Here is a 24,446-nt window from a genome sequence, read left to right as displayed (position 1 = left end):
TTACTAACAATAATTTAACCATACTTTGCGTGTTATCATGAATCCCTATTTAGAAATATTAAGACCTGGAAATGCAGTAATGGCGGTTATTGCCATTTTTTTAATGGCAATTATTAGTGGTAAATTTACCTTTGAAGTATTAATGGCAGCAGTGGTAGTTTTCCTGGTTACCGGGGCAGGGAACAGTATCAATGATTACTTTGACCACAAGATCGATGCCATTAACAAACCACAGCGACCCATTCCTTCCGGGAGAATTTCCCTTAAAGGGGCATTAGTATATTCAATTTCCCTATTTGCCGTGGGTATAATCATCGCTTTTGCCATAAACTTGCTTCTGGGAATTATCGCACTTTCCAGTTCCCTGTTAATGATCTACTATGCCCAGGACCTGAAAACAAAATGTTTAATTGGAAACCTCAGTATTTCATTTTTAACCGGGTTGTGTTTTGTTTTTGGAGGCATAGCAGTGGAACAAATAGCAGTTTCAATTTATCTAGGTTTTTATGCCTTTTTAATGACAATGGCCCGGGAAATCGTCAAGGACATGGAAGATCAGGAGGGTGATAAAGAGGAAGGGGCTACCACTTTACCCATAGTGTATGGTAACCGGATTTCCTCCCTATTAGCTGCCCTGTTCATGATAATTGCCAGTGTTACCAGCCCTATACTATATTTTATGGGTGTTTTCAGTGTTTTTTATCTTCCGGTGCTCTTTTTGGCTATTGTAATCTTCCTGTACAGTGCAATGTCCATATTAAAGGACCAGTCCATGGAAAATAGTGGGAAAATATCCAAAAGAATCAAGTTAGGCATGGCCATCACCTTTGTGGCCTTTGCCGTGGGTTCGCCCTTTTTATGGTCTCTTTTAGTAAAATAATAGGTTTTTTAATCTAAACTGTCCTAAGTATTTAATAGTAATGCTGGATTTATCTTAATCAACAATGTAAAGGTAGATCCGGTCCTTTCTATCTACTTTAACTGGATCCCATCCCTTGAACTTCCAGACATAAGATACAATCCGGGTTCCTGGTTCAAGCTCCTGTTGAAGTTTATCCTTCAATTTATCATTGGTCCGTCCCCACAGGAAAAGAACCACCACCGTAGCCCTACTTATATCCTGGTGGAATAGGTTACCCCAGATGATCTTCACCTGCGGTTTGAGTCCTAGCCGGGTGATCCTTAACCAGGACCACATCACCCGCAGGGGATCAGCTTCCACCCCCACTCCCCGTGCCTGGTATCTCTGGGCGGCTTCAATTACTATCCTACCATCCCCGGAGCCTAAATCATAGACCCGGTCGTTGTCACTCACTTGGGCCATGTCCAGCATCTTCCGAACCACCCTCCTGGAGGAGGGGGAGTAGGCTGCACCAATGGCCAGTGGCCAGAGCATGGAAACGGAAACTACAATTACTAAGATTAATATTATAGGAATCAGGATATTAACCAGGTCAAAACCCCCAAACTGTCAATAAATGGGTTAGCTATGTATTTTTAAAGATTAATATATCTTCTTTTAAATTTTAAAGAGGCACATATAATTAATTAGTTATACAGTAAGATTAATAAAGATATAGAATATCCGCGGAGGGTTTTGATGGATAAGGATAAAAAAGAAATGAAGATCAAAATCGTTAAAAACGGCCCCTATATTGTCTCTGGTGGTGTGCCCCTTTACCAGCAGGTAATAGTCACCGATGAAGCCGGCCACACCAAAGACCTGATGGATGAAAAACAGTATCCAGTTAAAGAAACCTACACCCTGTGTCGATGTGGGGAATCCAAGGACAAACCATACTGTGATGGCACACACGTGGGCACTGGTTTCGATGGAACTGAAACTGCCAGCAGAAAACCCTACCTGGAGAAGGCAGAAATATTTGAAGGGCCCGAGCTGAAATTAACCGATGCCCATGAATTCTGTGACCACTCCCGTTTTTGCCTCAGATCAGGAGGTATACGAAATTTAATTGAAAAATCCAGTGACCCGGAGGCAAAACAAACCGCCATTGAAGAAGCCATGATATGCCCCTCAGGGAGGCTGGTTTTATGGGATAAAAAAACTGGCAAACCTTTTGAAAAAGAATTTGAACCTTCAATTGTCTTAGTCCATGATGAACAGAAGAAATGCCAGGGTCCAATATGGGTGAGAGGGAAAATACCCATAGAATCAGCTGATGGGACACTCTACGAAGCTCGTAACAGGGTTACCCTCTGTCGTTGTGGGAAATCAGAAAATAAACCCTACTGTGATGGTAGCCACTGGATGACTGCCCAGCAGAAATTAAAATTCAGGAAAAAATGGGGTTTGGATGAGGAATAAAAAAAGTCCTCAATCCTCCAGCCAGGGATTCTTAAAAAAGTCGTACCAGTTTTTCAGGGTCTCCGGGTCGTAAATATCCAGTTCACTGAGTATGTCTCGGGCAAATTCCACGGAAGCTATGCCGTTTGCGGTGATCACCCCTTTATCAGAAACAGATGGCTGGTTAAGGTATAAATCACTGCCCGGATAATCTCCTATTAAATCCTGAAGGTACTTTTTTCCATTACTGGTATGTTGTGCAGTTTCCAAAAAACCATGGCGGGGCTAAGAAAACCGTAGGTCCACATATAGCGGCCACTGGTATTTCCAGTTTCCTGAACCTCCTAACCACCGGCACCAGTGGGGGTAATGGACTTTTTTCCAGTAACTCTCCACCGGGTAATAGGAAAAGGGCAGCATCACCATAATTTATCTCATCAAGGGTGTAGTCTGGTACTATGGAGACTCCCCCCACCGTTGTTACCGTATTCTGGTTGAGACCGATAGTTTTAACCTGATATTTTTTTGATTTATTTATTTCAGCAATTGCCAGGCCAGGCTCCCAGTCAGACAAACCATCAAACACCAGTAAATAAGCGGTTTTCATATTTTTTCTCCCTTGCAGTTTACTTTTTACACAAGTATATAAACCTATGAAAGTTTCTATTAATCAAGATATCAATGTAGATGCCTTTTCATTAAATGGATCTGTGGGCAATCATAAGATGAAGTGTAAATTAAGTTCCAAGCAGGTGTAATATGAGTCGTTTCTGGGGATATCTAAGTGCCATAATGGTGGCAATACTATTTGGGGTTTGGTATTCCCTGGATAAAATATTACTGGGTTACCTGCATCCCCTGGTACTGGCGGCAATGGTTTACACCCTGGCCAGTATGTTACTGTTACTAATAAGAATTTCACCCCTAAATTCACCCTTACTGGAGGTTATGCATTGCCAAAGCAAGGTGGAAACTCATATCACCGGTAAAAACTATGTAACCCTCTTTTTGACCGCCATTTGTGGTGCAGTTATGGCCCCGGCACTGTACTTAAGTGGTCTGGATCAGATCACGGCAGTGAATGCCGCCCTCTTATGCAATGTAGAAATACTGTTCATTATCATTCTGGGTGTACTCTTTTTAAAAGAGACAGTTAAAGCTAAAGACATACTTGGTTTTGCTTTTCTTTTATTAGGGGCTGTATTTTTGAGCACCAATAATTTACAGGGTATATCTTTCCAGCAGAACTTAGGGGGAAGCATCCTGGTTATTTTAGCCTGTTTCTTCTGGAGTATGGACACCACCTTAACCAAATTTTTGAGTAATAAGAGGGACCTGTTCTTACTCACGGGAATCAAATGTGGAGTAGGAGGGCTGATTTTAGTAATAATGAGTCTCTTTATGGGATTGAGCTTCAACCTTCCTTTAAATGCAGTCCCTCTACTGTTGTTTGTTAGTTTAGGGTGTATGAGTAGTTCCATGCTTTTAATCTATATCGCCATCCGTGAAATCGGATCCACCCGGACTGGTTCTATATTTTCCACCAGTTCATTATTCGGTGCAATTGTTGCCTTTTTAATTCTGGGAGAACCTTTAGGAATTTTCCAGTTATTCTTTGGCCTGTTGATGTTTGCCGGTATACTCATTTTGTATAAGGAGGTAAACAAAGATTAATCACCAAAAAGAATTCAAGGTATAGGGGGAGCAAATTATTCCGGTGGTTATAAATTAGACCATTCACCATGTGAATTGAAATTCCTAAAGTCTGAAACTTTCTTATTTAGATGATTTTATTAAAAATTAGAGGTTGTTATGTTCTCTGAGATAATTAACATCACGGAATCCTTCATTGTGGCCAATGTATCCTGGGCAGTGTTCATTGGTTGCATATTGGAACAGATAATTGTGCCAATTCCGGCCAGCCTAATAGTTTTAAGCTCCACTTTCCTCCTGCTTAAGGGAACCAGTTTTTCACTGGCAGCGGTGGGAACTTTGCTGTTGAAGGTGGTCCTACCCGCTTCCATGGGAATCACGGTAGGATCCTTTGTGTACTACACCCTGGCCTATAAACTGGGGGAACCCTTCATAAAACGGACCAGTAAGTACCTGGGAGTTTCAGTTGAAGATGTGAAAGAAGTGGAAATAAAATTCAAAAAGAGCCGTTATGATGATATTTTCATGTTCCTGGCCCGTTGTTTCCCGGTTATTCCCAGCATAGCCATCAACCTCTTCTGTGGTGTGATCCGGTATGACTTGAAAAAATACATCATCACCACCTTTCTGGGGTCCGCAGTGCAGATATTTGGTTGGGGAATGCTGGCCTGGTTCTCTGGAAATATCTACCTGGTCCTGGAGGACCAAGTATCATTCATAGGTAACCTAGTAACGGTAATTATCATAGTAGTGGTTATAGGTTTCATAGTACTGAAAAGACGAGAAAAAAATCAAAAATGAAGGAATAAAGAGTAATAGTTAGGAGTTGATTACTGCAAGAACCCTTTACCAATATCCCCCAATGACCTAAATTGTTAACTCTCTAAGGGTGATTTGGGTGAAATTGGTATAAAATTTGGAATATTTATTTAAACCATACTTGTAAAAACAATTGCTATGGAACTGGCTTAACTGATATATTTAGGTAAGTTTCCAGTGGAGAATATGGCCCCTTGCAGAAAGGTATCTGGTGGTGACCTCCCATTATCGTTAATAGGGGAATTCATGCCCAATTTATGACATAAATTCGCCGAAAGTTTACAGTCTACACCTCCCTGTCTTTCCCCGGTAATGAAGGATCCATATGTTAAACTCTAAAACAGGATAATTTCAATACTCCCTCACAAATAGGTTCGTTGGGGATAATAGTAATACTCTAACTTCATCCAGTTTTTTGAGGCCATATAAATATGTTAAAACAATTCAAGGAGTGGATAGTGTGATTAAAGAGATTATAAAATGGAGAACAGTGATAATTGGAGCAGTAATAATCTTAACATCCTACATAATTTCAGACATTATTTCCGGGGTAAGTTTAATATTACCGTCATTTTTACTGACAGGGCTGGTAGTTGGTTTTATCATAAATGAAACTGAGAAGAATGGAGCCCTTAATGGAGTTGTTTTAGGGGTAATTGGTGGAATCATTACCAATGTCATCTTAATAGTGATGATGTACCTGCAGGGTTACGGTGACTTTATAGTCAGTATAATCAGTACCGCGCTGATCTACTTAGTACTGGAAATAGTGGTGGCCACTGTGGGAGGAGTGTTTGGTTCATTACTCCGGATTGAATTTGATAAAAGTGAAATGGAATACGAAGAAGTGGAAGAATAGATTTTTTAATCCAATTCTTTCCCCATTTACCTTTTTTTAGTTTTTACCTATTTTTCAAGGCTTTTTAACCAGTCAATTGTTTCTTCGGCTATATCCTCTGAAATATCTTCGATCCAGTCCTGTTCACTCCAGGTGCAAACATCTTCCTCTTCAATATCCCCCACCAGATCTTCCACCCGGTCCTGATCCGTGTACCCCCCCACGTTTGATTCACAAAAACTGAACTCTTTATCATGATTATCGAATAAGACATTCCAATTTGTAGAATCTCTGAGTTCCCAGTACCAGTAATAATTCTTAATTATCTCTTCCCCGGGATTTGGTTTGTTATATGTTTCTTCTTTTTCATAGCCAACAATGAGAACTTTATCTCTCATGTAAATATGTTTCTCCCACAGATCATTCCCGGCATGTGTTTTTTCCAGTTCTGTTTCTTCTATTCTTTCTACGAGTTTCTCTTTCCCAATCATTTACATAACCCCTAAGAGACCTCTATTTGGCAAACATGAAGATTTCTAATGATAATTTATGGTGTAAATTACACTTATCTTTATGTGTCACCATGGAGGGGGAGGAGGTTAATAAAGTATACGGTTTTTAAAGCTTTAAAAATTGGAAATTCTCGGGTACTGGTTAGAAAACAACATACGGCGACTGTAATGGGAAATAACTATATATTAAAAACTTCATAAGTACTATAACAATCTACTTTACAATTAAAAGATATCTGATTCCGTGGGCAGGTGATGAGAAAATGAAAGTCAGTGAATTTATTGGAATGAAAGTTATAGATATAGAAGCCAGAGATGTGGGAAAGGTAGAAGATCTGGGGGTTACCATAAAAGAGTCTTTAGTTGAACAGATTTTTATATCCATTGGTTCTACTTTTGGAAAAAAATATTTTGCAGTTAGAACGGATGATATAGCTGCAATAGGGGACTATGTTCAGGTTAAATTTGATGGTGAAACCCTGAAAAATATGGTTAAAACTGATAAACTGGATGATCTTGCACCCAAAGAACAGAGATTTAATAGCCTGGAAGGAAAAGTAGTCCTTACCAGGGAGGGTGTAGAAATCGGCAAGATTCAGGACCTGGTAATTGATCCCGAGGGGAGTATTATCCACAACGTGGTCATCACCATGGGAGGAACCTTCAACCGGAAGCATTTCCACATATCCAACAATGATATCTCTGAAATTGGGGACTACATGATTTTGAAGCTTTCCAAAGAACAGATTGAGGAAATTGCCATAAGTTAAGTCTTCCCTAACAAAAATTTACAGAGTTCAGGGGGATGGATCTGTAAAATTTTTTTACTTATTTTTTCTGTAATTATTTTTATCAATTAAAGTAAGGGAATTAAAACTTTGTATTAATTATAAGCAATGGAATTAAAATTGTAAGTAATTAAAATAAGAGAATTTAAACTCATATTCAACTAAAATATTTAATGAGGGCTGGTAGCTCAGATGGGAGAGCGTTGCCTTCGCAAGGCAGAGGCCGCGGGTTCAAATCCCGCCCAGTCCATCTCTTACCTGATCTTTTTCTCGGGATAAACTAACAATTAGCCCAGATCATCTAAAATAGCCTCGATATCCTTTTTAACACTGTTAACATTTCCCGAGCTGTCAATTATGTTCCAATCTTTAGCCAATTTAAGAGCCTTCTTTCTAACCTTGATCAGGTCTTCCCTATTTTCAAACATTTCCTCTTCGTCCCGTTTTGACATTCGCCCCAGGGACTCTTCCGGTTCCAGATCCAGGAAGAACATGTACTCGGAGGTGGGTAAAAATAGGGTGAACAGATGATAGAGGAGTTTGGCTAGGGGGTAAGGCAGGTAAGCCACTCCCATGAGGTAGCGGACCATGATAATGTTATCAGCTTTACCCTGGTACTTGCGGACAGAGCGGATAACATCCAGAGCATAATACAGGGAGGCTTTGATTTTATTGACCTTCCCTCTACCTAAAAGTGCATCTTTTGCCTTTTTACCGTAAGAATTATCAGTAGAGGGATGTTCCCTCAGTATAACACTTTCCCCCATGGACAAGTATTTTTTTTGCACTAGTTTGGCCTGGGTACTTTTCCCAGACCCGTCTAAGCCGTCAATGATAATAAAACGCATGTAATCATCCCGTTATCCCTGTTTTTTAGATGGTTAGTATTAAATAGGTTATAACCGCGGAAAAACATGCGGTGATGTTATCCAGGCCTTTGGGTGTTATTCCTTCCAGTATGGTAGCAACCAGGGCCACACTCACAATTACCATGGGCTGGACCGGCACGGCATAGTACATTAAAACCACCCACAACATACCTATAAGGACAATAAACATGGTCAGGGATCCTTCCAGGCTTTTATTGTCTCCGGTTAGGTTGTATTTTATTTTACCATACTTCATACCAATTAATGAGGCCATTCCATCCCCGTAAGACATGGCAGCTATACCCACGGCTATGATCCAGGGTTGATCAAAGAACAGAAGTGCCAGAACAGTCCAGGAAATGGCGTAATAAACCAGACCCAGACCATGCCCTGAACCAGATATCCTATCTTTTATTTTCAGGGGAGAATTGGGGCTGATTAGGAAAGTTAAAAGAATAAAAGGTGCAGCCGCTAATAGGGCCATAACCCATCGGGATTGGAAGAAGGGCAGTATAAATAAAACATTTCCCACCATGATATGCAGGAATTTTCTACTGAAATTGGGATATTTCTTGAGTACTTTCTCGGAAATTACCAGTAAAAGTATCACATATGCGTAAACTAGTATTAAACCAATGATATCGCCACTATCCATAAACCTTAGTACTTTCTCCCTATATAAGAGAATTTGGGTTTGTAATTTGGGATCATCCAAATGTAGATTATTAATGATGTCTAAGTGACCAACTGCCATGTTCGGGTAAAGAGAAGATTACCGGGGATATATGGTGCAGGGGGATGGAAACGAAGGTTTTTGAAAGGGAAGATTGGTGAAAATCAGTGATAGGGGGAATCTTTCCAAGTGGTCCAAAGTTTTATTAATTATCTGGGGGATAGGAAGAGCTATGTACATCTGTTTGGAAGGAATTGATGGTGCTGGAAAATCCACGCAAATGGAGAGACTGGCCCAGTGGATTGAAAACTGTGGATTAACTGTAACTCGCATTAGAGAACCCACAGATTCACCGGTGGGTCTACTTATCCGGGAAATGCTTCAAAGCCCCCAGGCTCAGGATGAGGGATTTCAAAGGACATTAGCACTACTATTTGCCGCAGACCGGACTCTTCTCATGGATACCATCCGCAATGAGAAGGAAACGGGTCGTATTGTTCTTAGTGACCGTTCATTCTACTCCAGTCTGGCTTATCAGAATGGTGAAGAGTGGATAGCTCAAATAAATCAGTATGCCCTGGAACCCGACCTGGTTATACTCCTGGATCTGGAAACAGAAAAGGCCATTGCCCGCTGTGAGGGCACGGATAAATTTGAGGAGGTAACTTTTCTGGAAACTATTCGCCAGAGATATCTTAAACTGGCTCAAGAGCATGGGTTCATGGTAGTCAATGCCAATAACGGTGTAAATAAGGTACATGAAGATATAAAACGAATAGTAGCACCTAAATTGGGAATGTGCATCTGACTATTAACACTCCAAATTCTGTAAATTTTCAACGTAACATGGTTATGGTTCTAATTTGGAGATGGAGTTCTTAAAAAGAGTAGTTTATCCTGGTTGGATAATAAAAGGTAGGTAGAAATCGGGACAGATTAAATTATAATGACCGGAAAGGGCAATTTATAAAAATGAACAATTTACAAAAGGGAAAGTAACAATTTATAAAAGGGAATGTATTGAAGATTTTAAAAAAAAATCTAACTCTTATTTTCAAGTTCCCTTATACGTTCATTAAGGGCCTTTACAATGTGGTCCTGGGCATTTTCAAGGTTTTCTTTTGTTCCATACAGTACTGGGCCGTCATCTGTGTTTTTTAATTCCAGACTGAATTTAGTTATAATATCGGCCACTATACTTTGGGTAATTCCGGCGGGGATTCTCATTTCATACAGCATTGTATCTTCAGCAGGCAGGTCATCTTCCATACGTCTATCTTTTTCCATAGGTATCACCTAAAACTTTCATTTCTTGGTTAAATTCATCATAACCTTATACTGGGGTACATTATCAACATTTACACATTTCGGTTAAATTTATTATTAACCTATTCAGCTAAATTCAGTATTAACCCTATTGGGAGTTACTTCCTAATAATTTTCCATATAATTAGGGGAGACTCCTCCTCTAACTATTGGAGATAATCCGCCAGGGTTCTAAATTTGGAGATAATTCCGCACTGGTTCTAAAACTTGGATCAAACACTCCGCAACTCCATTTTTCAGGTCAAGGGGGTGCAGATCTCCGGCCCCGTACATTTTTAATAATTCTTCCTGACTTAATTCTAAATCTCCCCCAAACTTCTCCGGTCTTTCAATAAGTAGGGTGTCCATTTCACTGAATATGAAGTGATGGGCAATTTCCAAAACAGGATTTCCTTCCACTTCCCCGGCAGGACAGTAACTCTTTTTGATCTTTTCCCGGATCATGGCGGGTTCATCATCGATGGCAATGAAGTTCTCTTTACTGGAGGACATCTTGTCCGAGCCATCGGTACCGTGGAGCAGGGGGGTGTGAATACATACCGGTGACTGGAACCCTAACTTGGGTAAGTTATCCCGGGCCAGCATATGGATTTTTCGTTGCTCCATACCGCCCACAGCCAGGTCCACCTCTAAAAATAACATATCCACCACTTGCATTAAGGGGTAAATAACCTCGGCCACCTGATGATCCTCAGCACTTCGGGTTATCTGGGCCATACTTCTTCGGGCCCGGGTTAAAGTGGTGGAGAGGGCTAACTGGTAAACATTCATGGTGTAATCTTCTCTGGTCTGAAAACTACTACCTAAAATGAATTCAGTATCTTCTGAAAGCCCTAAAGCTCTAAAACAACGCTTATTATATTCGGCAATTTCTTCAATCTCTTCTAAACTCCCTTTACCATTAAGATAGGCGTGAAGGTCTGCCAGAAGAATTTTTATCCTGAAACCTGCCTTCTGCAAGTCTATCATCTTTTTAACGGTGATGGCATGTCCCAGATGCACTTTTCCCGATGGTTCATATCCAATGTAGGCGGTTTTTTCGTCTTTTTCCAGTTTAGCCTCGAGTTCTTCTGGAGTTATCACTTCCAGGGTTCCTTGTTCTATAGTACTTAGCACTGAATTCTTATTCATTGTATTTCACCATCATGGATTGATTATTGAGAATTTAGTTGGTTTGAATATTCTTAAAATCGGTCTTAATTCATTGATTTATCTACCAAATTCCATTGATTTTATCTAACTAATTTAATCTAATGATCTTGAAATTATTAAATCATTGGGGGGTAAGCAACCATTTTTTTATCTATTCTTTCTCAGGGTCAAATTTATTACACGATTTTTGGGGGGATGATGTAGAGTTTTCCCTTAATTTCAATCACTTCCACTGGATCCCCAATGTTTAAACTGGCCAGCTCTGGTAAAATATCCAGATCCACTGGTTGGTAGGTTTCGGGGTGGAGTACCTGTATTTGGGTAGGGGATTTGGAGGTAACGGTGGTGGTTTTAATATTTTCTTTCCGGGCCACCACATCCAGGTGGGAGTATTCACGCCAGGATAGGGATATCTTTCCCAGGGTCTTCAAATCCAGAAGCATTATTTTTCTACCATTCAAATCAGTTACCTGCCCCAGGTTATCATCATAGGCCAGGAAATCTCCCTCCTGAAAGGAAGGAAGTCGTAAGGATATCCATATCCGGTAAAGATCCTTACCTGCAGATTTATCCCGACCCATGAGTCGGGGTGATTCTCCCAGTGTTCCTCCCATCTCGTCTTTCAGTGCATGGGAAATCTTACGGGAGGCCTTGTAGGATCCGAAGTAGTAATCAACTCCCTCTTTGAGCTCTGCTCTCTGGGAAATATAGGCCATGCGGTTAGTACGAAACAGCTTTTCAAGGAGTTTTTGAATGATCCCGTCTGCTACCTTTATTTCTTCATCTGTCAAGACTCGTTTATCAGCCCTTAACTGTAAAACTGATTCGTAGTACCCAGAAGCATATTTACTGCACTCCGGACAGTCATTACGGTTGATTTTGACTTTCACCGGGAATTCCCTTTCTACCGGTATTCCCAGGATCTTTCCCCGAGCATTAATCAGTATTTCCAGCACAGAACCCTTCTGATTGAGCAAGTCTATTTCTAAAACAACATCTTCCGCTTCTTTATCGGGGATAGACTCTTTAACTATGGTTTCTGCTATAAATTCCTCTTCTGAAAGTTCATTTTTCATCCACTTATCGCCTACATGTACCGCTGAGCAGTGGGCACAAATTTCCACGGTTAATTCCGGAGGGATAGTGATCAACTTATTTCCCGCAATGAAACAGGAACTGCAGAGACCTTCAAATAGTTCTTCGTCTTCTTTACCGCATTCAATACAGAACATAGTATCTAATCTTTGTTTATTAAATGAAAAGTATAATAAGAAAAGTAATTGAATAAAAAAGGGAATTAAAGGGATTTTAAAGGTGCTTTAGCTCCGCACGCCTCACACTTAAGGAGGAAAATACGGTCTTCCCTTATTATCCTGGTGTCGGGCCGGTTGCACTCGTGGCACATAATGTATCGTTGCACGTAATCATCCATTCGCTCGTTAATCAAGTAGTGGGTGAATTTTCCCTGCATTATGGCTCGGTTTCCTTCCAGGTTTCCGGCTGTACCCAGTTCCCTTAACAGGAATTTGAGTATGTGCTGGGGGTCCCGGTTCATGGCATCGGCTATTTCCCCAAAGTTCTGAATAATAGTTCTGTTTCCCTGTATAATGGAGTAAGCCTTGGGGACGGAGAACCTTTTGGTTTCCAGTGCCTGTGGTGGTAATTGCTCAATGGCTCGGTCCAGTAATTCGTTATAATCACTCATGTTTAATACCTCCTGCAAACTAAAAATCCGCATAAAATTGATTTAGATTATATTCAACTTAAATAAAGAAAAATTTAAGATAATTCCAGCTTAGGCAACTCTTAGGTAACCTTGCTGGGGTTCGTAAATGATTCCTTTTCGTTTCAACTGGCGAATAAGGTCTTCAACCTTTTCCTCGCTCATATTATATCTATCTCGCATTTCAGTTATAAGTATATTGGTAGGGGCCCGTCCTCCGTACTCTTCTTCCAGTTCTTTGATAATTTCCTGCACTACCCGGATTTTATCCCGGTCAGATTTAGGTGTACGTCCCTCTACTTTGTCAATGTCCACTTTACCAGTTTCTGGATCGTATCCCACTTGTTTTAGACAGTTTTCCTGTAGGGTGACTGCTCGTTTAGCATCTTCACGTGTTACTTCGGTTCCTAATCTAATTTTAGAGCTTGCTTCAGCTAACCTGACCAGAGCTTCCAGCTGTCTAGCTGTGATAGGCACTGGGGAATCTTCATCAGCAGATCCGCCACGCATACCTACGTAGAACTCTCGAAGCACATCCATGGCCTCGTTGGTTAGGTGGGGGTGAACCGTTCTCCGGGCATAAGCAATGTATTTCCGGAGGAGTTCGGGTTCGATCTCATAGGGCACTGCAGTGTCCCGGTGGGTGTTAAGAATGTGAGTGGCCAGTGCGCTATCTCTTTCAATATTTGGCTTATCTTCAACCACAAATGTGAGGTCAAAACGGGATAAAATTGTTGACGGTAGGTTAATTTGTTCTGCTATGGATTTATAACGGTCAAAACGTCCAAATTTAGGGTTAGCTGCGGCCAGAACAGAACAACGTGAGTTTAGGGTGGCCATGATCCCGGCCTTGGCTATACTGATGGTCTGCTGTTCCAGGGCTTCGTGGATGGCCGAACGATCTTCCGGTCTCATTTTGTCCAGTTCGTCTACACAAACGTTACCTTTATCCCCCAGTACCAGGGCACCTGCTTCTAAGGACCAACCCCCGAACTCATCTCTCACTGCGGCTGCGGTTAAACCTACTCCACTGGTTCCTTTACCACTGGTGTAGATACCTCGAGGGGCCAGTTTAGAGACGTATTTAAGCATCTGGGACTTACCAATACCCGGGTCCCCTACAATGAGAATGTGGATGTCTCCCCTGATACGGGTTTTATCATCCAGTTCTTTAGCAGATCCACCGAATAATTGCAGGGCAATAGCTTCTTTAACTTCCCTGTAACCTTTAATGGAGGGTGCGGTAGAGTTAATGATTTTATTGTAAACATCTGGATCTTTAGCCAGTTCCTTAATCTTCTCTTCATCTTCAGGGCTGATATCCAGCTCTTCAAACTCCTGCTCCAGGGCACTGATGTAATTACCATAAATGTAGTTATGGAAACGCTTGGTCTTCTCATCCCGGACAGTTTTCATGGTCCCGGTAATTCTCACCACATCCCCCGGGGTTACCGTGTCTACCAGATCATCTTCCAGCACAACGTTGATCTGGCGGGGTTGTTCCCCTCCGGAGAGGTTTTCCAGGGGTTCCTGAACTTTGGTGGTCTGAGTATCCAGAAATTCAGACTCTTCCTGGAGAATACGGAAAGACCGCCCTCCACATTCCTGACAAAGGGCTGGTTCAGTGATTACATTACTTTTCTGCTGCACTTCGTGGAGTCGCATGCAGCTGCGACATTCAAAAATAGCTTTCCTGATTCTAGGCCGGATTTCGTCGGTTTTACGCACAATCCCATCTACGGCTACAAATTTCCCTATGAATTTACTGCGCAAATAACGTAAAGGGATGTTGTTACGCACATTTTCAAAACGAATATTTAATTCAGCATTTTTCCTGAGGGGGTCAATGTTTTGAACAGCCTTGGAAGCAGCCTTAATTACTTCTTCTGGTTTTTCAATTATAAGGTCTGCTAGGTCCGGGTCAAACATCTCTAGCTCCACGTAATCCACTACCACTGATCTATCCTCGGGATATTTCTCCAGAGATTCATAAACAGTGTCTTTATACTTGGTACTAAAGAATTCCTCGAACTTGGCCACTGGATTTTTAGTTTTATCTGTTGTAGGTTCAGCTGAAGTTTCCATCGTCTAACTATAATATGTCCTATTATAAAAATAATTCTCATGGAAAATAGGATTATTAAAAAACTCATTAAGGGCTTTAAACATCTTAAAAATTGTTTAAATTAATTTATAACTAATATAAAAACCCTAATACTATTAAATTCTTATTTATGTCCATTATGGGGGTTTATACCAACAATATTCATTAATATTATTTTACAAATATTTAATAAATAGTAGTGTTTTGGTTAGAATTATAAAGGAGTGGTCTGATAATAAACAACATATAAAACAAAGAATTATTGCTTCTTAAAGATTTGATTCATAATCTATAAATAGTAAATAAGATGCTATTCCCAATAATACCTTAAGGGCAATAATTTTTTTTTATAATGGACCTATTCCGTATTATTCAATGTATTTAGGTCAGAATCAAAAGGGTGAATGCATGAAAAGATCAAGGTTAAGAATGTTCAAGGCCACTTCCATGACCATCTCCATCATGGGGGTTCTCATGATTGTGGCTACGGTTGCTATACTGGCCTACCTGGGATTTCAATCAATTTCATCTTTAATATCAACGGATGCCAGTTCTAGTAATGCTAATGAGCAATTAGCAGCGTTACAATCTGAATATTCTAGTTTAAAGGCCCAGTATGATACAGTAAAGGCTAAGGTGCAAAATTCAGGTAACAACCAATTGAAGCAGGATTACAACACAGCCGAACTGGAGTTAATTAAGGCCCAATCAGCCATTACTGATGTTTCCAGTGCTATTTCCGTAGGCAAACCCTCTGATGAGGTAAATGAACGTATAAAAACTGCTCAAGCCCAAATACAGGTAGCTAAAACTAGTTTATCTGGTATAAAATCAAGGGTAGGTTAAGGTAGACTTTAAGTGGTTAATAGACGAGTTTAATCGGCAACAGATTCCTACTGTGGTGATTAAAGTCCTATTTTTCTTATTTTTTCTAATGTTTTGGTTATTAATTGGTTAATTAGTGTTCAAATAAATGAAAATAGGAATTCATTTAAAGTGGTTAATCAGTACTACCCTAATCCTGCTTCCCTGCTCTCTGGAATCCTCGGGCCACCACGTACATTTCACCACTTTTTTTCCGTGAAGACGGAGGTTTGGTGGTTCGGACAGTTTGGAATTTTCTTTTAACTTCTTTCAGGAGTTCGGGGTATCCCTCCCCCTGAAAAACCTTCATAACCATGTTACCTTTATATTTCAGGACATCATCACATATTAGGAGTACAGTCTGGGCCAGATCTATTGATCGCAGTTGATCCAAGTCCTTGATTCCGGATAGTTTAGGTGCGGCATCGGATATTACCACCTGTGCCTTGCCCTGCAAGGTGCGCCTGATTTCCTCCAGAGTCTCTTCCGCGGTGAAATCTCCCTTAATACCCCAGAAATTTTCTTCAGGGAATGGTTTTATCCAGTTGAGGTCCACAGCTACTACTAAGCCATCTTCACCCACCAGTTCCAGGGCTACCTGGGACCATCCTCCCGGGGCAGCACCTAAATCAACCACGGAATCTCCATTTTTAATTATTTTATATTTACGATTCAACTGCAGCAGTTTAAAGGAGGCTCGTGATCGATAATCCTGTTGTTTGGCTTTTTTATAGTACTCCTCTTTTTTGTGTTCCTGATTCCATTGATTCATTTATCCTTTTTCTCCTTAAAACTTTTTATTCAACTTTTCCCTTAAAATTAAGTGCTTTACAGGGGGAAGCTCCGATTTTAACAATCTCAGCATCTAATTTGCCATCCTGCAATTCTATGATCATTACTGACGGTTCTGATAATCGCGGTACAGTAGGACTTCCCGGATTAAGCAACAGCATATCGGGCAGTTCTTTGATAAAGGACCAGTGGGTGTGTCCGGTGATTAGAACTTCCACCCCCATTTCCAAACCAGTGTACCTCAACTGTTGTGTGTCTCCCCGGGGATAAACTTCTCCATGTGCCAGACCTATTTTAACACCCTCTAGATCTAAAGTTTTCCTCCGGGGAAGATCCAATCCACCATAACGATCCATATTACCCTGAACACAGATGGTGGGGGCTACCTTTTCCAGATGGTCTTTTACCTCCAATGAAACCAGATCTCCAGCATGTAATATGAGATCAACATCTTTAAAGATTTCAAATACTATGTCTGGAATAGCTCTGGCTCTTTCCGGAATATGGGTGTCTGATATTACTCCGATTAACATTCATATCTTTCCTCAAACTAATTAAGATCCAGTATCCAAGTCAGGGTTAAGTTCTAAGCTTATTTATCCCTTAAAAATTGAGTGTCTCTGATATCCGGGGGAATATATCTGTTATTGGTTTATGATCCCATTGAGATATATATTGCAGTGGTCACTTAAGTTATGTGTAAAATCAGTTACAGTTTTATAATATATTATCTACCATAATGAATCATAAATTATAGTAGTCTGTCTTACAGATTGTTGGATTTAAACCAATATAACTATTACAATTTGTATAATAATTATTATCCAAGTGATTTTCATGCACGAAGTTATAGTATGCGAGAAACCAAAGGCATCGGAAAAAATAGCAGGCGCCATACCGGGTAAAGCGGTGAAAAAGAGTTACAAGAAGGTGCCCTACTATGAAATAGAGAAGGATGGGAAAAAAACCACAGTACTTTCTGCTGTAGGTCATTTATACTCCTTATCTCCCTTAAAAAAGGAAAAGGGGCGGATGTTTGAAGTGGGATGGGTCCCGCTTTATGAGAAGGATAAGAGTAAAAGGTACGTTAAGAATTACATTGATGCCATTAAAAAATTCTCTAAAAATGCCGACAGATTTGTACATGCCTGCGATTACGACATTGAAGGTACTTTGATTGGTTTCAATGCACTAAAGTATGCTTGTGGTGAAGACAGCATTGATAAAGCCGTGCGTATGAAGTTCTCCACCCTCACCAAGGAAGACCTGCTGAAGGCTTATAACGAACCCATTGACCTTGATTTCAATCAGGTGGACAGTGGAGAAGCCCGACATGTTTTGGATTTCATTTTTGGAGTTAATATATCCAAAGACCTCACGGATTCAGTAATGAAGGCCACCAGCCGTTACATACAGCTTTCTGCCGGGCGAGTGCAAACCCCCACCCTGGCCATATTGGTGGAAAGGGAGAAAGAAATCCAGAGCTTCATCCCGGAACCCTACTGGCTCATCAAGGCCAAAGTGGAAGGGCACATAATTGCCGATCATAAGAAGGGAAAAATCTTTGATAAAAAAGTTCAGGAAGAGATCCTGGCTGATTGTGAGGGTAAAGACGCCCAAGTAAGTAAAATCAGTGTTAAAGAAACCCCCCAGTTACCTCCGGTTCCCTTTGATCTGGGTTCTTTGCAGTCTGAGGCCTACGGGGTTTTTGGTTTCAGTCCCAAGAAAACCCAATCCATTGCCCAGAACCTGTACGCTGAAGGTTACACCTCCTACCCCCGTACTTCCTCCCAGAAACTACCTCCAAGTATTGGTTATAAGAAGATACTGGGTCAGCTTAAAAAGAACGCAGCATTCAGAAAACAGATTGATAAACTTAAGGAACCCATTAAACCCCGTGAAGGTAAGAAAACCGACGAAGCTCACCCGGCAATCCACCCCACCGGACTGGTTCCCAAAGGCCTGGGGAGAGACTACCAAAAACTCTACGAACTCATCGTCTACCGTTTCATCAGTGTTTTTGGTGAAAACGGTATCCTGGAAACCATGAAAACCGAACTGGATATAGGTGGCCAGGAATTCAGTTTCAGCCGGAAGAGAATGGCCAAAATGGGATGGAGAGAACATTATCCCTACCGTAAGGTGGAAAATGATGAATTCCCCGCACTTAAGGAAGGGGACCTTCTGGGTGCACAGGCTTACTCTGAAGAAAAGGAAACCAAACCCCCGGCCAGATACAATCAGGCTTCCCTCATCCGGGAACTGGAAAAAAGAGGCCTGGGAACCAAATCAACCCGTGCCAACATAATTTCCATTTTATACGACCGCAAATACGTGGAAGGTAAAAAAATAGCGGTTAATCAGCTGGGTGAACGCCTTATTGATACTCTAAAGAAGTATTCTGAGAAAATAACCAGCGAAGAACTCACCCGGGAATTTGAAACCAAATTAGAGGGCATAATGAAGGCTGAAGTTAAAAAAGAGGAGATAATAACTGAAGCCAAGGAAGAAGTAAGTTCCATACTGGATGATATCGATGCCAACAAGATGAAAGTTGGGCAGGAGCTTTACTCTGCCTACCGGGAGAGCATGATCGTGGGTAAGTGCAAGTGTGGAGGCAACCTTATCATGATCAACTCACCTAAAGGGGGTAGCTTTGTGGGATGCACCTCTTACCCCGATTGTAAGTCTACCTACTCCATGCCCCGAGGAGCCACTGTTCTTAAAACTAAATGTGAGGAATGTGGCCTGCCAATGATTTCATTTGGAAAACCACGGCAGAGGGCCTGTATGGATCCTAAGTGTGGTCGTGATGGTGAAGAACCTCTGCAGAATGAAGTGGTGGGTGTATGTCCTGACTGTGGTAAAGATCTCATTAAAAGAAGGGGTCGCTATGGTGAATTTGTAGGATGTAGTGGCTTCCCACGATGCCGTTACACCCGTTCACTGGAGGAAAAACAGGAACAGACCACTAAAAAGTCTGAAAAAACTTAAAAAAACTTCTTTTTCATACTATTTTTAATTTACTTTTTTTTACTTTCCTAATTTTTATCAATCCTTCCTCTGAACTATTTGTGTCCAAATATTCAATGTCCTCTTCTAGTTTTCATCTTCAAAAATGAAAAGTTCATCGATACTGGCATCTAGAACTACGGCTATATCATGGGCTAATTTCAAAGAAGGATTGTATTTTCCCTTCTCCAGGAAAACAATGGTCTCTCTCCTAACTCCTACCTGTTCTGCCAGCTGGGCCTGGGTAAGATCATGGCGCGCCCGAAATTCTTTTATCCTGGTTTTCATTTACATCGCCTTAATGGGTAACTAGTAGTTTCATCTGGTAATTTACCCTCATCTATTAATCTACATCCCCTTTAAAATTCAGGTAGGTGTTAACACTGATCATGGTGGAAACCATGACGAAGATGGTTAATCCCAGTATTTCTGCAGTATTATGCCAGTTTTGGGCCCAGAACATGTTTACCACTAAAAAACAGAGAAATATCAGGGTAAAATACCAGGAATAGGTGGCAGCGGTTGTTCCAATTTTACGCAACCTTTCCTCGCGGTTATGTTTTTCCATACCAATATAGGTGAAAAAACTGCTGATGTAAACAATAATTCCCAGTAGAATTCCAATGGCCATGATATCGTTCATGGTCTTCCAGATAATCAACATCAGGGAATCCACTATTAAGATTGCTGATCCCAACCATATGCCTAAATTGTATCTATTGTAACTCTTAAGTTCTTCAGTTACTGATGTTTCTTTTTGGGCCTGTTTTGCATCCTTATCTTGGCCAGTTTTGTTAAAAATAGGAATTAAGAAGAACAGGAAGAAAATAAAGAACACATAATAATTGGGATTTTCTAAAACATATCCCAACAGGCCCATAAATCCCAGAATTCCCCAGAAATAATTGAATTTTATTTCCATTTTTCATCACCTTTATATCTATCCATTTCCCACACAATTTGGTTATTTATTTACAACATTATGTTATTTATTTAAAACATAATGTTAGAATTTTATCACATTATGTTTGATAGATCTAACATCGTCCTATTTAAATCTTTTCTTTGGCGACTGATAAAAATCTGCATAATGGTGGAGGTAGGATAAAATGGAATAAATAAATCATAAACAGCATCTTTTCATCAACGGGTGAAATTTTGGGGTGATAAAGGAATTTGTGTTGAAAATTAATGGTTGCTGATAATACGAAAACAAATCTTGCATTTAAATCATTAATACTCCCCCTGTCCAAAACTTATACTTTAAATAGTTAAAACATCCCAATATAAGATAAATAGACCAACACGTTTACAGATCAATCTTAATTTCAAAAAAAAGGTCAGTGGGGAATAAAAAATATGGACGCAAAGAACATTTTATTTAAGTTAAAGCCCATCATAATAGTAATTCTTATATTTTCTCTAGCATTTTCCCTCCGGGCAGAGGCATCTGGTATCCCTGGTGTTCCAGACCAGGTGAAAGCTTACTTTCAGGAAGATAATGGTCTTCCCTACTTCAGTGAGATGGATTCATATTATAACTACCGCTTAACTGAGAACTTTGTGGAACATGGATATCTAGGGGATACCATTAAAAATGGCACAGACTGGGACTTACATTCCTACTTCCCACCCGGAAGATCAGCAGAATACCCTCCCTTGATTGCCTGGATAACGGCCTTCTTCTATTACCTGGCCAACATCTTTGGGGATTATTCCTTGCTCCAGGTTAGCTTCTGGACATCAGCCATCGTAGCTTCACTGTGTATTATCCCGGCATTTTTCTTCGTCAGGGATATTACCAATGATTACGGGGGAATAGCCGCGGCAGTAATGGTGGGATTATCTACCTTCTACTTCTCCCACACCTTCGCTGGTTTCTTTGACACCGACATGTTCAACATGATCCTGCCGATACTGGTGGTCTGGTTCTTCAGTGTTAGTATCACCGCCACGGAAAGAAGAAAGAAAATATTGTACGCAGTTTATGCATCAATTTCCATGCTGGTCTTCTCCCTGGCCTGGTCCGGTTGGTGGTATATATTATACTTACTGGTTGGGGTGACCATAGTTTACATGCTGATCTCCAAATACATCCTGGAAAAGGAAGAATCAGTCCGATCATGGAAAAATTATGATACTAAGAAAGAATGGTTCCTGGATCAGCCCATCATCCTCCCACTGGTCCTGTTCCTGGTCATAAGTTTGGTAACCATATTCCTGGCCTGGGGAACGGAAATGTTCACCTTTTTAACCCAGCCCTTCAGTTCCATCAACTTATTATCAACCACCCAACATGCTTCCTCCTACCCTAACGTATTTGTATCCGTGGGAGAGTTACAGGCTCCAACCATTTCAGCGGTGGTAACTGATGTGGGTGGAATAGTACCCTTCCTGTTAGGAATAGGCGGAATATTATCCCTTTACTGGGGTTTAAAACCTAAAACAACTACTGGAAAAAAACCAAAGGCTGCCAAGACCAGAAAGACCAGAAAACAGAAAAACAGGAAAAAATCCAGAAAACAGGTGGAGGAACCGGAAGTAGTAAAAGAACAGAAAGACTTTAAAGGTCTTTTAAAACCTGCACTGCGAGACAACCTGGTTTATTATGTGGTGTTATTTACAGTATGGCTGGGAGGTACGGCTTATCTATTAACCAATGGTATACGATTCGTTGAATCATTCTCCCTTCCTTTACTCCTCTGTGCAGGTATATTCGTGGGAATTATTGCCGAATACCTCAAAACTCAAATAAAAACACCCACCTACCATGTTATTGCCATGGCTCTGGTGCTGATACTGGCCTCCTATGGACCGGTGGGTCTGGCCTACTCCACTGCCAACTCCGTGGTACCCGGTACTGATGATTCGATGGTGGATACCCTAACCTGGGTGAACAATAACACTAACAATAATTCGGTAATGACATCCTGGTGGGATTTCGGACACCTCTTTGCAGTAAAAGCTGACCGGGGTGTAACCTTTGACGGAGGTTCCCAGAACAATGCCCGGGCCTACTGGGTGGGTAAGGCACTGTACACCAGCGATGAGACACTTTCTGCGGGGATACTAAAAATGCTGTCTTCAAGTGGGGATAATGGATACAACACACTGGAAACCTACACCAATGACACCGGCAAAACCGTGGAAATCATGGATAAAATATTGGTCGTGGATAAAACTGCTGCTGAGAATATAATGACCTCTCAGTATGGTTTAACTGCAGAACAGGCCAAAAATGTGTCCCAATACACCAACCCCACCAATGTGACTCCGGATTTATTTGTCACCAGTTACGATATGGTGGGTAAAGCCGGCTGGTGGTCTTACTTTGGAAGCTGGAACTTCACTGCTGGAAACTCCACCAACTACATCTACTCACTGGCCCAGGCCAATGCCACTTCCGGAACCAATTCCCTGAAGATCATGGGTGAAAATAACGTCACCATCCAGATCAATGGTTCCAGTGTGACTGGTGGAATCAGTATGGGTAACAAGGTTGTTCAACCCCACCGGCTCATGGTGGTGGTTAATGGTACCACTGCAGTGGATACCATAGTCAACAACGATAGTGCCTTCTCGGTAATGGCTATCTACCAGGACAACAACATGATTACCGTGGCCATGAACCGGCAACTGGAAAACTCGATGTTCACCCGCCTGTACTTCCTGCAGGGGCAGGGATTAAGCCATTTCAAACTGGCAACTAAAAAGCCGTCCACAGGAATTTCCGAGGTCATGGTGTGGAATGTGACTTAAATATCCATTCCTCTCCTTTTTTTTTATTTTAATTAAAACTTTTTTAAGTGGAAAATCAATACTAGAATTAAGGTAAGTTTTTAAGAGCATTGAACAACAAATACCAATACACAAGATTTTTTATAATAACCTGAATTTTAATACTCTTATTTTAAAGTGAGCTTTATGGACATCGAAGACAGGATCCGCAAGATCGAAGAGGAGATCACCAAAACTCCCTACAACAAGGCCACTTCCCACCACATTGGGAAATTGAAGGCAAAAATCTCTAAACTACGGGAGGAATCAATAAAAAGAGGTTCATCCGGCACTAAGGGGCGGGGATTCACCCTTAAAAAGAGTGGTGACTCAACAGTGGTTCTGGTAGGATTTCCTTCAGTGGGAAAATCCACCATACTCAACCAGCTCACCAATGCCCAGTCCAAAATAGGGGCTTATGAATTCACCACTCTGGATGTAATTCCCGGGGTAATGGACTACCGTGGGGCACAGATACAGATATTCGACATTCCCGGAATAATAACCGGTGCATCCAAAGGTAAAGGAAGGGGAAGGGAAATCCTCTCTGTGGCCCGGAATGCAGACCTTATAGTGATGGTCCTGGATGTTTTCAACCCCCACCACCAGGAACTCATCCGGGAAGAACTCCTGAACATTGGAATCAGACCCAACCAGAATGCCCCTGACGTGACTGTCAAACGCCGGAAAATAGGTGGAGTTAAAGTAGCATCCACAGTTCCTCTTACCCATATGGATGAAAAGACCATCCGTTCCATACTCAATGAATACGGAGTGCACAGTGCCGATGTCCTCATCAGGGAAGACATCACCATTGATCGCTTCATAGACTCCCTGGATAACAGCATAGTTTACATCCCCCTGCTACTGGTGATAAATAAAATAGACCTGGCAGATTCCTCTTACCTGGCGGAACTTGAAGAAAAAATGAACAGTGCCCTTTATGTTGCTGCAGATAAAGGAATAATGATGGAAGAGCTTAAAGAGGAAATATTTGAACATTTAAAACTTATAAGAGTTTATTTGAAACCCCAGGGTAAAAAAGCCGATTTGGAAGACCCTCTAATTGTGAGAAAGGGTTCCACGGTAGAAGAGGTGGCGGGTAAACTACACCGGGATTTTCTAAAAAACTTCAGGCATGCCAAGGTATGGGGAAATTCTGTAAAATTCCCTGGCCAGAAAGTTGGTTTGGAACATGTACTGGATGATAAAGATGTTTTAAGGTTGATAATCAAGAAA

At 41.1% G+C, this 24,446-nt stretch carries 26 protein-coding genes and 1 tRNA gene (1 of these 27 running past the window's edge); 12 read left to right on the top strand and 15 right to left on the bottom strand.

Annotated elements, in window-relative coordinates; all coding sequences use genetic code 11:
• Positions 1 to 37: 37 nt before the first annotated feature.
• Complete coding sequence (locus QC759_RS03245) at positions 38 to 880, top strand: UbiA family prenyltransferase (protein ID WP_048072314.1); 843 nt, start codon at positions 38 to 40, stop codon at positions 878 to 880.
• 54 nt (positions 881 to 934) lie between these two features.
• On the opposite strand, the gene QC759_RS03240 is transcribed toward QC759_RS03245, so the two are convergent.
• On the bottom strand, positions 935 to 1,396 hold the full coding sequence (locus tag QC759_RS03240; RefSeq protein ID WP_048072313.1) for an SAM-dependent methyltransferase: 462 nt from the start codon (positions 1,394 to 1,396) through the stop codon (positions 935 to 937).
• Between the two features lie 204 nt (positions 1,397 to 1,600).
• Here QC759_RS03240 and QC759_RS03235 point away from each other — a divergent pair, with 204 nt between their 5' ends.
• A complete protein-coding gene (locus QC759_RS03235) occupies positions 1,601 to 2,326 on the top strand; it encodes a CDGSH iron-sulfur domain-containing protein (RefSeq protein WP_048072312.1) in 726 nt (241 codons plus the stop codon).
• Positions 2,327 to 2,335: 9 nt separating this feature from the next.
• Here QC759_RS03235 and QC759_RS03230 read toward each other — a convergent pair whose 3' ends face one another.
• Both QC759_RS03230 and QC759_RS03225 read right to left on the bottom strand, forming a co-directional pair.
• Positions 2,336 to 2,575: a type 1 glutamine amidotransferase family protein gene (locus QC759_RS03230; protein WP_279845015.1), complete on the bottom strand. Its 240-nt coding sequence runs from the start codon at positions 2,573 to 2,575 to the stop codon at positions 2,336 to 2,338.
• Positions 2,550 to 2,912, bottom strand: a complete 363-nt coding sequence (locus QC759_RS03225; RefSeq protein ID WP_279845013.1) for a DJ-1/PfpI family protein — start codon at positions 2,910 to 2,912, stop codon at positions 2,550 to 2,552. The genes QC759_RS03230 and QC759_RS03225 overlap by 26 nt, the downstream gene beginning before the upstream one ends.
• Positions 2,913 to 3,064: 152 nt before the next feature.
• Between QC759_RS03225 and QC759_RS03220 the strand changes: the two genes are divergently transcribed.
• From QC759_RS03220 to QC759_RS03210, 3 genes are all read left to right on the top strand, one after another.
• A complete protein-coding gene (locus tag QC759_RS03220) occupies positions 3,065 to 3,979 on the top strand; it encodes a DMT family transporter (RefSeq protein WP_048072311.1) in 915 nt (304 codons plus the stop codon).
• A gap of 138 nt (positions 3,980 to 4,117) precedes the next feature.
• Entirely contained in the window at positions 4,118 to 4,759 is a 642-nt protein-coding gene (locus tag QC759_RS03215) for a DedA family protein (protein ID WP_048072310.1), read from the top strand.
• A 478-nt stretch (positions 4,760 to 5,237) separates the two neighbouring features.
• On the top strand, positions 5,238 to 5,636 hold the full coding sequence (locus tag QC759_RS03210) for a DUF5518 domain-containing protein (RefSeq protein WP_048072309.1): 399 nt from the start codon (positions 5,238 to 5,240) through the stop codon (positions 5,634 to 5,636).
• 47 nt (positions 5,637 to 5,683) lie between these two features.
• On the opposite strand, the gene QC759_RS03205 is transcribed toward QC759_RS03210, so the two are convergent.
• Positions 5,684 to 6,106 carry a hypothetical protein gene (locus QC759_RS03205; RefSeq protein ID WP_048072308.1) on the bottom strand — a complete coding sequence of 141 codons (423 nt, stop codon included), beginning with the start codon at positions 6,104 to 6,106 and terminating at the stop codon, positions 5,684 to 5,686.
• A 284-nt stretch (positions 6,107 to 6,390) separates the two neighbouring features.
• Between QC759_RS03205 and QC759_RS03200 the strand changes: the two genes are divergently transcribed.
• Both QC759_RS03200 and QC759_RS03195 read left to right on the top strand, forming a co-directional pair.
• Complete coding sequence (locus QC759_RS03200; protein ID WP_048072307.1) at positions 6,391 to 6,897, top strand: PRC-barrel domain-containing protein; 507 nt, start codon at positions 6,391 to 6,393, stop codon at positions 6,895 to 6,897.
• 195 nt (positions 6,898 to 7,092) lie between these two features.
• A tRNA-Ala gene (locus tag QC759_RS03195) sits at positions 7,093 to 7,165 on the top strand.
• Between the two features lie 37 nt (positions 7,166 to 7,202).
• Here QC759_RS03195 and QC759_RS03190 read toward each other — a convergent pair.
• Both QC759_RS03190 and QC759_RS03185 read right to left on the bottom strand, forming a co-directional pair.
• Positions 7,203 to 7,763, bottom strand: coding sequence for a nucleoside/nucleotide kinase family protein (locus tag QC759_RS03190; RefSeq protein ID WP_048072306.1), 561 nt, complete (start codon positions 7,761 to 7,763; stop codon positions 7,203 to 7,205).
• A 25-nt stretch (positions 7,764 to 7,788) separates the two neighbouring features.
• On the bottom strand, positions 7,789 to 8,439 hold the full coding sequence (locus tag QC759_RS03185) for a diacylglycerol/polyprenol kinase family protein (protein WP_048072305.1): 651 nt from the start codon (positions 8,437 to 8,439) through the stop codon (positions 7,789 to 7,791).
• 250 nt (positions 8,440 to 8,689) lie between these two features.
• Between QC759_RS03185 and tmk the strand changes: the two genes are divergently transcribed.
• Positions 8,690 to 9,265, top strand: coding sequence for a dTMP kinase (gene tmk / locus QC759_RS03180; protein WP_048073819.1), 576 nt, complete (start codon positions 8,690 to 8,692; stop codon positions 9,263 to 9,265).
• Between the two features lie 233 nt (positions 9,266 to 9,498).
• Here tmk and QC759_RS03175 read toward each other — a convergent pair whose 3' ends face one another.
• The 5 genes from QC759_RS03175 to mcm form a co-directional block, all read right to left on the bottom strand.
• The gene (locus QC759_RS03175; protein WP_331437026.1) at positions 9,499 to 9,744 is read right to left on the bottom strand and encodes a hypothetical protein; all 246 of its coding nucleotides are present in this window, start codon (positions 9,742 to 9,744) and stop codon (positions 9,499 to 9,501) included.
• Between the two features lie 210 nt (positions 9,745 to 9,954).
• Positions 9,955 to 10,914 carry a tyrosine--tRNA ligase gene (locus tag QC759_RS03170; protein ID WP_048072304.1) on the bottom strand — a complete coding sequence of 320 codons (960 nt, stop codon included), beginning with the start codon at positions 10,912 to 10,914 and terminating at the stop codon, positions 9,955 to 9,957.
• Positions 10,915 to 11,111: 197 nt separating this feature from the next.
• The gene (locus QC759_RS03165) at positions 11,112 to 12,167 is read right to left on the bottom strand and encodes a 60S ribosomal export protein NMD3 (RefSeq protein ID WP_048072303.1); all 1,056 of its coding nucleotides are present in this window, start codon (positions 12,165 to 12,167) and stop codon (positions 11,112 to 11,114) included.
• 65 nt (positions 12,168 to 12,232) lie between these two features.
• Positions 12,233 to 12,640, bottom strand: coding sequence for a translation initiation factor IF-2 subunit beta (locus tag QC759_RS03160; RefSeq protein ID WP_048072302.1), 408 nt, complete (start codon positions 12,638 to 12,640; stop codon positions 12,233 to 12,235).
• A 90-nt stretch (positions 12,641 to 12,730) separates the two neighbouring features.
• The gene (gene mcm / locus QC759_RS03155; protein ID WP_048072301.1) at positions 12,731 to 14,743 is read right to left on the bottom strand and encodes a minichromosome maintenance protein MCM; all 2,013 of its coding nucleotides are present in this window, start codon (positions 14,741 to 14,743) and stop codon (positions 12,731 to 12,733) included.
• A gap of 427 nt (positions 14,744 to 15,170) precedes the next feature.
• Between mcm and QC759_RS03150 the strand changes: the two genes are divergently transcribed.
• Positions 15,171 to 15,608 carry a hypothetical protein gene (locus QC759_RS03150; RefSeq protein ID WP_048072300.1) on the top strand — a complete coding sequence of 146 codons (438 nt, stop codon included), beginning with the start codon at positions 15,171 to 15,173 and terminating at the stop codon, positions 15,606 to 15,608.
• A gap of 169 nt (positions 15,609 to 15,777) precedes the next feature.
• On the opposite strand, the gene QC759_RS03145 is transcribed toward QC759_RS03150, so the two are convergent.
• Positions 15,778 to 16,398, bottom strand: a complete 621-nt coding sequence (locus QC759_RS03145; protein WP_048072299.1) for an RlmE family RNA methyltransferase — start codon at positions 16,396 to 16,398, stop codon at positions 15,778 to 15,780.
• 25 nt (positions 16,399 to 16,423) lie between these two features.
• Positions 16,424 to 16,951: a YfcE family phosphodiesterase gene (locus QC759_RS03140; RefSeq protein ID WP_048072298.1), complete on the bottom strand. Its 528-nt coding sequence runs from the start codon at positions 16,949 to 16,951 to the stop codon at positions 16,424 to 16,426.
• 304 nt (positions 16,952 to 17,255) lie between these two features.
• Here QC759_RS03140 and topA point away from each other — a divergent pair, with 304 nt between their 5' ends.
• Positions 17,256 to 19,412, top strand: a complete 2,157-nt coding sequence (gene topA / locus QC759_RS03135) for a DNA topoisomerase I (protein ID WP_048072297.1) — start codon at positions 17,256 to 17,258, stop codon at positions 19,410 to 19,412.
• A gap of 105 nt (positions 19,413 to 19,517) precedes the next feature.
• Here the strand turns inward: topA and QC759_RS03130 are convergent, their stop codons facing one another.
• Both QC759_RS03130 and QC759_RS03125 read right to left on the bottom strand, forming a co-directional pair.
• Positions 19,518 to 19,718 carry a helix-turn-helix transcriptional regulator gene (locus tag QC759_RS03130; RefSeq protein ID WP_048072296.1) on the bottom strand — a complete coding sequence of 67 codons (201 nt, stop codon included), beginning with the start codon at positions 19,716 to 19,718 and terminating at the stop codon, positions 19,518 to 19,520.
• Between the two features lie 55 nt (positions 19,719 to 19,773).
• The gene (locus QC759_RS03125; RefSeq protein WP_048072295.1) at positions 19,774 to 20,352 is read right to left on the bottom strand and encodes a hypothetical protein; all 579 of its coding nucleotides are present in this window, start codon (positions 20,350 to 20,352) and stop codon (positions 19,774 to 19,776) included.
• 437 nt (positions 20,353 to 20,789) lie between these two features.
• Between QC759_RS03125 and QC759_RS03120 the strand changes: the two genes are divergently transcribed.
• Positions 20,790 to 23,189, top strand: coding sequence for an STT3 domain-containing protein (locus tag QC759_RS03120; RefSeq protein WP_048072294.1), 2,400 nt, complete (start codon positions 20,790 to 20,792; stop codon positions 23,187 to 23,189).
• Positions 23,190 to 23,354: 165 nt separating this feature from the next.
• Positions 23,355 to 24,446, top strand: partial view of an OBG GTPase family GTP-binding protein gene (locus tag QC759_RS03115; protein ID WP_048072293.1) — the 5' portion only. It continues 3 nt past the right edge of the window; 1,092 of the gene's 1,095 nt are visible here — the first part of the coding sequence; its start codon is at positions 23,355 to 23,357; its stop codon lies off the right edge, out of view.

It is taken from the genome of Methanobacterium formicicum (genome assembly GCF_029848115.1).
Classification (GTDB): Archaea; Methanobacteriota; Methanobacteria; order Methanobacteriales; family Methanobacteriaceae; genus Methanobacterium; species Methanobacterium formicicum.
Note: the sequence above shows the minus strand (reverse complement) of the source record. Positions and strands in the feature narration are given on the sequence as shown.

Coding starts and splice junctions, on each gene's coding strand:
- QC759_RS03170 (WP_048072304.1), bottom strand. CDS start 10,914: ATGAATAAGAATTCAGTGCTAAGTACTATAGAACAAGGAACCCTGGAA.
- mcm (WP_048072301.1), bottom strand. CDS start 14,743: ATGGAAACTTCAGCTGAACCTACAACAGATAAAACTAAAAATCCAGTG.
- QC759_RS03200 (WP_048072307.1), top strand. CDS start 6,391: ATGAAAGTCAGTGAATTTATTGGAATGAAAGTTATAGATATAGAAGCC.
- QC759_RS03185 (WP_048072305.1), bottom strand. CDS start 8,439: ATGGATAGTGGCGATATCATTGGTTTAATACTAGTTTACGCATATGTG.
- QC759_RS03225 (WP_279845013.1), bottom strand. CDS start 2,912: ATGAAAACCGCTTATTTACTGGTGTTTGATGGTTTGTCTGACTGGGAG.
- QC759_RS03165 (WP_048072303.1), bottom strand. CDS start 12,167: ATGTTCTGTATTGAATGCGGTAAAGAAGACGAAGAACTATTTGAAGGT.
- QC759_RS03130 (WP_048072296.1), bottom strand. CDS start 19,718: ATGAAAACCAGGATAAAAGAATTTCGGGCGCGCCATGATCTTACCCAG.
- QC759_RS03190 (WP_048072306.1), bottom strand. CDS start 7,763: ATGCGTTTTATTATCATTGACGGCTTAGACGGGTCTGGGAAAAGTACC.
- QC759_RS03245 (WP_048072314.1), top strand. CDS start 38: ATGAATCCCTATTTAGAAATATTAAGACCTGGAAATGCAGTAATGGCG.
- QC759_RS03160 (WP_048072302.1), bottom strand. CDS start 12,640: ATGAGTGATTATAACGAATTACTGGACCGAGCCATTGAGCAATTACCA.
- QC759_RS03145 (WP_048072299.1), bottom strand. CDS start 16,398: ATGAATCAATGGAATCAGGAACACAAAAAAGAGGAGTACTATAAAAAA.
- QC759_RS03235 (WP_048072312.1), top strand. CDS start 1,601: ATGGATAAGGATAAAAAAGAAATGAAGATCAAAATCGTTAAAAACGGC.
- tmk (WP_048073819.1), top strand. CDS start 8,690: ATGTACATCTGTTTGGAAGGAATTGATGGTGCTGGAAAATCCACGCAA.
- QC759_RS03150 (WP_048072300.1), top strand. CDS start 15,171: ATGAAAAGATCAAGGTTAAGAATGTTCAAGGCCACTTCCATGACCATC.
- topA (WP_048072297.1), top strand. CDS start 17,256: ATGCACGAAGTTATAGTATGCGAGAAACCAAAGGCATCGGAAAAAATA.
- QC759_RS03215 (WP_048072310.1), top strand. CDS start 4,118: ATGTTCTCTGAGATAATTAACATCACGGAATCCTTCATTGTGGCCAAT.
- QC759_RS03240 (WP_048072313.1), bottom strand. CDS start 1,396: ATGCTCTGGCCACTGGCCATTGGTGCAGCCTACTCCCCCTCCTCCAGG.
- QC759_RS03175 (WP_331437026.1), bottom strand. CDS start 9,744: ATGGAAAAAGATAGACGTATGGAAGATGACCTGCCTGCTGAAGATACA.
- QC759_RS03220 (WP_048072311.1), top strand. CDS start 3,065: ATGAGTCGTTTCTGGGGATATCTAAGTGCCATAATGGTGGCAATACTA.
- QC759_RS03125 (WP_048072295.1), bottom strand. CDS start 20,352: ATGGAAATAAAATTCAATTATTTCTGGGGAATTCTGGGATTTATGGGC.
- QC759_RS03205 (WP_048072308.1), bottom strand. CDS start 6,106: ATGATTGGGAAAGAGAAACTCGTAGAAAGAATAGAAGAAACAGAACTG.
- QC759_RS03120 (WP_048072294.1), top strand. CDS start 20,790: ATGGACGCAAAGAACATTTTATTTAAGTTAAAGCCCATCATAATAGTA.
- QC759_RS03140 (WP_048072298.1), bottom strand. CDS start 16,951: ATGTTAATCGGAGTAATATCAGACACCCATATTCCGGAAAGAGCCAGA.